This window comes from Streptomyces racemochromogenes (genome assembly GCF_044129415.1).
Taxonomy (GTDB): Bacteria; Actinomycetota; Actinomycetes; order Streptomycetales; family Streptomycetaceae; genus Streptomyces; species Streptomyces racemochromogenes_A.
The window spans coordinates 1-6,002 of record NZ_JBBDHD010000230.1; the positions used below are offsets into that span (position 1 = coordinate 1).

Annotated in this window: 6 protein-coding genes and 1 pseudogene; 2 read left to right on the forward strand and 5 right to left on the reverse strand. The window is 69.6% G+C overall.

The annotated features are described in order from the left end of the window. Positions 1–374: 374 nt before the first annotated feature. The 3 genes from WDV06_RS35890 to thyX form a co-directional block, all read right to left on the reverse strand. On the reverse strand, positions 375–2,060 hold the full coding sequence (locus tag WDV06_RS35890; protein ID WP_395514006.1) for a ribonuclease J: 1,686 nt from the start codon (positions 2,058–2,060) through the stop codon (positions 375–377). Between the two features lie 115 nt (positions 2,061–2,175). Next, complete coding sequence (gene dapA / locus WDV06_RS35895) at positions 2,176–3,075, reverse strand: 4-hydroxy-tetrahydrodipicolinate synthase (RefSeq protein WP_395514007.1); 900 nt, start codon at positions 3,073–3,075, stop codon at positions 2,176–2,178. 241 nt (positions 3,076–3,316) lie between these two features. After that, a complete protein-coding gene (gene thyX, locus WDV06_RS35900) occupies positions 3,317–4,057 on the reverse strand; it encodes an FAD-dependent thymidylate synthase (protein ID WP_395514008.1) in 741 nt (246 codons plus the stop codon). Between the two features lie 216 nt (positions 4,058–4,273). Between thyX and WDV06_RS35905 the strand changes: the two genes are divergently transcribed. Continuing rightward, positions 4,274–4,516 (forward strand): hypothetical protein, encoded by a 243-nt coding sequence (locus WDV06_RS35905; protein WP_395514009.1) that lies wholly within the window; start codon positions 4,274–4,276, stop codon positions 4,514–4,516. A gap of 47 nt (positions 4,517–4,563) precedes the next feature. Continuing rightward, positions 4,564–5,118, forward strand: coding sequence for a hypothetical protein (locus WDV06_RS35910; protein WP_395514010.1), 555 nt, complete (start codon positions 4,564–4,566; stop codon positions 5,116–5,118). Between the two features lie 85 nt (positions 5,119–5,203). Here WDV06_RS35910 and WDV06_RS35915 read toward each other — a convergent pair whose 3' ends face one another. Together WDV06_RS35915 and WDV06_RS35920 are read right to left on the reverse strand one after the other, a co-directional pair. Continuing rightward, the gene (locus tag WDV06_RS35915; RefSeq protein ID WP_395514011.1) at positions 5,204–5,653 is read right to left on the reverse strand and encodes a hypothetical protein; all 450 of its coding nucleotides are present in this window, start codon (positions 5,651–5,653) and stop codon (positions 5,204–5,206) included. A gap of 15 nt (positions 5,654–5,668) precedes the next feature. Beyond that, positions 5,669–5,929, reverse strand: a pseudogene (locus WDV06_RS35920) (dihydrodipicolinate reductase C-terminal domain-containing protein); the annotation flags it as partial. Between the last annotated feature and the right edge of the window lie 73 nt (positions 5,930–6,002).

Genomic DNA, 6,002 nt, shown 5'->3' on the forward strand with positions numbered 1-6,002 from the left:
CACCCTCTCGGGCTTTCCTCCGGGCTTTCGTTCTTGCGATTCAGACTCTATCAGAGTCTTTCTCGCTCGCTTTCCAGATCCTTCGCTTTCGCGCTTTCCCTTTCCGGCGGTTCCGACTCTATCAGACTCTTTTCCGTTCCGTTTCCGGTCTGGATTCGAATTCTGATGGCCTTCGGGGGGCCTTTCCCTTTCGGGCGGGACAGACTTTATCAGGTTTCCCCGGTCTGGTTTCCCACCCTCCCCGGCAGACCGGTGCGGGCACACGTGTGTGCGCCGTTCCGTGCGGGGTGGAGTCGTCAACTTACTGGAGCGGGGCCCCCGGATGCAAATCCGGTTGCCCCGCTCCGGTGATGTCGCTACCGCGGTGGCCGGGATCAGACCTCGACGACGACCGGGAGGATCATCGGGCGGCGGCGGTAGCCGTCGGAGACCCACTTGCCCACCGTACGGCGGATGAGCTGCTGGATCTGGTGCGGCTCGGCCACGCCGTCGGCGGCGGCGCGGGCGATGGCCTCCTCGATCTTCGGGACGATCGCCGCGAAGGCGGAGTCCTCGATGCCGGAGCCGCGGGCCTGGATGTTCGGGCCGCTGACGACCTTGCCGGTGGTGCTGTCCACCACGACGAAGACCGAGACGATGCCCTCGTCGCCCAGGATGCGGCGGTCCTTGAGGGAGGCCTCGGTGACGTCGCCGACCGAGAGGCCGTCCACGTACACGTAGCCGGCCTGGACCTTGCCGGAGATGCGGGCCTTGCCGTCGATCAGGTCGACGACCACGCCGTCCTCGGCGATGACGATGCGGTCCTTCGGGACGCCCGTCATGGCGCCGAGCTCGGCGTTGGCGCGCAGGTGGCGCCATTCGCCGTGGACCGGCATCAGGTTCTTCGGCTTGCAGATGTTGTAGAAGTACAGCAGCTCGCCGGCCGAGGCGTGGCCCGAGACGTGGACCTTGGCGTTGCCCTTGTGGACGACGTTGGCGCCCCAGCGGGTCAGGCCGTTGATCACGCGGTAGACCGCGTTCTCGTTGCCCGGGATCAGCGACGACGCCAGGATCACGGTGTCACCGGGGACGATCCGGATCTGGTGGTCGCGGTTGGCCATGCGGGACAGGGCCGCCATCGGCTCGCCCTGGGAGCCCGTGCAGACCAGCACGACCTCGTCGTCCGGCAGGTCGTCGAGGGTCTTGACGTCGACGACGAGGCCGGCCGGGACCCGCAGGTAGCCCAGGTCACGGGCGATGCCCATGTTGCGGACCATGGAACGGCCGACGAAGGCGACCCGGCGGCCGTACTCGTGGGCGGCGTCCAGGATCTGCTGGATGCGGTGCACGTGGCTGGCGAAGGACGCCACGATGATCCGCTTCTGGGCACCCGCGAAGACCCCGCGGATGACGTTGGAGATGTCGCGCTCCGGCGGGACGAAGCCCGGGACCTCGGCGTTCGTCGAGTCCGAGAGGAGGAGGTCGATGCCCTCCTCGCTCAGGCGCGCGAAGGCGTGCAGGTCGGTGAGGCGGTTGTCCATCGGGAGCTGGTCCATCTTGAAGTCGCCGGTGGCGACGACGAGACCCGCGCCCGTGCGGATCGCGACGGCCAGGGCGTCCGGGATGGAGTGGTTGACCGCGATGAACTCGCAGTCGAAGGGCCCGAGGTTCTCGCGCTCGCCCTCCTTCACCTCAAGGGTGTAGGGGCGGATGCGGTGCTCCTGGAGCTTGGCCTCGATGAGCGCCAGCGTCAGCTTGGAGCCGATCAGCGGGATGTCCGGCTTCTCCCGCAGGAGGTACGGGACCGCGCCGATGTGGTCTTCGTGGCCGTGGGTGAGGACGATGCCCTCGACGTCGTCGAGCCGGTCCCGGATGGACGTGAAGTCCGGGAGGATCAGGTCGATGCCCGGCTGCTCCTCCTCGGGGAACAGTACGCCGCAGTCGACGATCAGGAGGCGGCCGTCGAACTCGAAGACGGTCATGTTGCGGCCGATCTCGCCGAGACCGCCCAGCGGGGTGACCCGCAGGCCGCCCTTGGGGAGCTTCGGCGGCGGGCCCAGTTCAGGGTGCGGATGGCTCAAAGGTTCTCCTTCACCACGCGCGCCACGTGCCCCATTCAGGCACGTGGCGCGCATGTCATTCGTGCACTTGCTCTTGTCTGTTTCGGTCCTGCTTATTCAGTTGTGAAGTCCGTTGTCAGAGCTGTACCCCGCCGGCGGCGAGATCGAGCTTGAGCTGGGCCGTCTCTTCGTCGGTCAGTCCGACCAGCGGGAGCCGCAGGGGGCCCGCGGGCAGGCCCTGGAGGTCCAGGGCGGCCTTGGTGGTCATGACGCCCTGGGTGCGGAACATCCCCGTGAAGACGGGGAGCAGCTTCTGGTGGATCTCGGTCGCCTTCTGCACGTCGCCGCCGAGGTGGGCTTCGAGCATCTCGCGCAGCTCGGGGGCGACCACGTGGCCGACGACGGAGACGAAGCCGACGGCGCCGACCGACAGGAGGGGCAGGTTCAGCATGTCGTCGCCCGAGTACCAGGCCAGGCCGCTCTGCGCGATGGCCCAGCTGGCGCGGCCGAGGTCGCCCTTGGCGTCCTTGTTGGCGACGATGCGGGGGTGCTCGGCGAGCCTGACCAGGGTTTCCGTGTTGATCGGGACGCCGCTGCGGCCGGGGATGTCGTAGAGCATGACGGGCAGCTCTGTGGCGTCGGCGATGGCCGTGAAGTGCCGGAAGAGGCCTTCCTGCGGCGGCTTGCTGTAGTAGGGCGTGACCGCGAGGAGGCCGTGGGCGCCGGTGCGCTCGGCCTGGCGGGCCAGCTCCAGGGTGTGCCGGGTGTCGTTGGTCCCGATTCCGGCCACGACGTGGGCGCGGTCGCCGACCGCTTCGAGTACGGCTCGTACGAGGTCGTTTTTCTCCGCGTCGGTGGTCGTGGGGGACTCACCGGTGGTGCCATTGATGATCAGGCCGTCGTTGCCTGCGTCCACCAGGTGGACGGCGAGGCGCTGCGCGCCGTCGAGGTCGAGTGCGCCATCCGCCGTAAACGGCGTGATCATGGCGGTGAGGACCCGCCCGAAGGGGGTCTGCGGAGTCGAGATCGGAGCCATGGGTAACACGCTACTCGCTGCCATGCTCGCGGTGTCCCCTCGGGGGACGTCAACGGGTGATCCGTCGTGAAGGTCCCCCCGTGGTGGCGGGGGGGCGGCTGTTGGATCCCGGCACTGCCTGCTCGGGGGTTCAAGCAGTGCCGGGTCCGTTTGATCAGCCTAGATGAACTTTCCGAAACGCCGCAATACGGACACTTGGGACTTCTCCCAGCACATCAGTACGCCGTGCGTGCATCGGTCCTTACGGGGCAACGCGACCGTTGCCGTTGAAGGCCGCGTAGGTCAGCGGCATGAGCTTCGCCCAGTGCTGCTCCATCTTCTCGCCGACCATCTCGATCTCCCGCTGCGGGAAGGACGGCACCTTCGCCAGCTCGTGCTGGGTGCGCAGGCCGAGGAAGTGCATGAGCGAGCGCGCGTTGCACGTGGCGTACATCGACGAGAACAGGCCGACCGGCAGGACCGCACGGGCGACCTCGCGCGCCACACCGGCCGCGAGCATCTCCTGGTACGCCTCGTAGGCCTGGCGGTAGCTGTCCTCCATCACCCGGCCGGTCAGCTCCTGCTGTGCCTCGGTGCCCTCGACGAAGACGTACTTGCCCGGACGGCCCTCCTGGACGAGCTTGCGCTCGGCGTCGGGCACGTAGAAGACCGGCTGGAGCTCCCTGTAGCGGCCGGACTCCTCGTTGTAGGACCAGCCCACGCGGTGCCGCATGAACTCGCGGAAGACGAAGATCGGGGCGCTGATGAAGAAGGTCATCGAGTTGTGCTCGAAGGGGCTGCCGTGGCGGTCGCGCATCAGGTAGTTGATGAGGCCCTTGGAACGCTCCGGGTCCTTCTGGAGCTCGTCGAGGGACTGCTCCCCGGCCGTCGACACACGGGCGGCCCACAGCACGTCGCTGTCGGCGGCGGAGTGCTTGACCAGCTCCACCGTCACATCACTGCGGAAGCTGGGTTTCAGGTCGGGGGCGAGGGTCTCGCTCACACGGAGTCCTTCCGAACGGGTCTTTCGAGGGCCGCGCCCACTCTACGGCGATCGGCGCCGGCCACCTGACCACGCCCCGTCCGGGGCCGGCCCGCCCGGACGTCTGACGGGGCGCCACCGATTTCGGCGAATGTCCCGGAATCCGGCACCGATCGGGCCGTTCGTTCGTCTTACCGGACAGACGCACCGACCCCCTACTCAGAGGAGTGTTGCCCCATGTTTCGCCGCCGGCGCGAACCCGTCCCGTTCGCCTTCGTCGCCGAGGCCGACCGATTCCGAAGCAATGTCACTCCGCCGCCGCGCGAGAGTCTGAGCATGACCCAGATCACCGCCCGTAGTCTGGTCGGACTGACCGTGGTGGCGGGGCTCGTCGGCTCCCTGTTCTTCGGCATGCCCGCCCTGCAGCCCTACAAGGCCACCGGCAAGGCGCAGCAGTCGGAGGCCTCGGAGGGGCGGTAGCCTCACGGGCACAGATCAACGAACGTGCATGTGAGTGAGGTCCAGCCGTGCCCCTGCCCTTCCTGACGGCCGACGGCGTCTTCGACGCACACGAGGACGAGGCCCTCCCGCATGTCGATCCCGAGCGCTGGCGGCGCCCCTACCGGCCCGGCCCCTGGCGGGTGGCCGGTGCGGCGCTGCTGCTGCTGCTCTCCGCCTTCATGCTGCTGGCCACCGTCATCATCGCCTTCGCGGGCACCTGGGCCGGCGCCCTGGTGGCGGCGGCCGCCTCACTCGCCGTGATCGGGTCGGCGCTGCGGATCCTGCGCGCGGGCGTCTGGGTGAGCCCCGGCGGGCTGCGGCACGTCGGGTTCTTCACCACCCGCTCGATCGCCTGGAGCGAGGTCGAGGCGGTCAGGAAGGTCCAGCAGCCGGTGCGGTGGCTGGGGCTGCCGAGGACCGTGCAGGGGCAGGCGCTGACGGTGGCCGGGCGCGGCGGTGCGGAGCTCCCGGTGTTGCTGACCGACCACAGCGCCGACTTCCTCTCGCGCGCCGAGGCCTTCGACCGGGCTGCCGACCTGGTGGAGGCGTGGGCCGAGGAGTACCGGGCCGTGCCCGCCTGACGGTCCGGGGAACGCCACGAGGGCCCGTACGGGGATCGTCCCGTACGGGCCCTTCCGTTCGCGCGCCGGCGGCCCGGGGGCGCGGCTACGCGTTGGCGTGCGCCTGGTGCAGGGCGATGGCCCGCTGCATGGCCTTGCGGGCCCGCGGGGTGTCGCGGGCATCGTGGTAGGCGACGGCGAGGCGGAACCAGGTGCGCCAGTCCCCCGGCGCGTCCTCGGTCTCGGCCTTGCGGCGCGCGAAGACCTCGTCGGCGGAGTCCCGCAGGATCCGGCCGTACTGGTCGCGTTCCAGCTCGTCGACGGGCAGGCCGCCCTCGGCCTCCAGTTCGGCGGCGAGCTGGTTGGCGCGGGTGACGAACCGGGTGTTCATCCAGAGGAACCAGATGCCGATGACCGGCAGGACCAGTACGGCGGCACCGAAGGAGACGGTGAGCCAGGTGCCCTGCTCGATCAGCATCAGGCCCCGGCTGCCGACCAGGACGAAGTAGACGACCAGGACGGCGGCCGTGAGGAAGTAGGTGATCTTCGCGCGCATGGTGCTACTGCCTCATCAGCCGAGGTCGAGGAAGTTTTCCAGGCCGAAGGTAAGGCCCGGGGTCTGCGTCACGCGGCGCACGCCGAGCAGGATGCCCGGCATGAAACTGCTGTGGTGCAGGGAGTCGTGACGGATCGTCAGGGTCTCGCCCTCGCCGCCGAGCAGCACCTCCTGGTGGGCCAGCAGGCCGCGCAGGCGGATGGCGTGCACGGGGACGCCGTCGACGTCCGCGCCGCGGGCGCCGTCGAGGGCGGTGGCGGTGGCGTCGGGCTGCGGGGGGGGGGGGGGGGGGGGGGGGGGGGGGGGGGGGGGGGGGGGGGGGGGGGGGGGGGGGGGGGGGGGGGGGGGG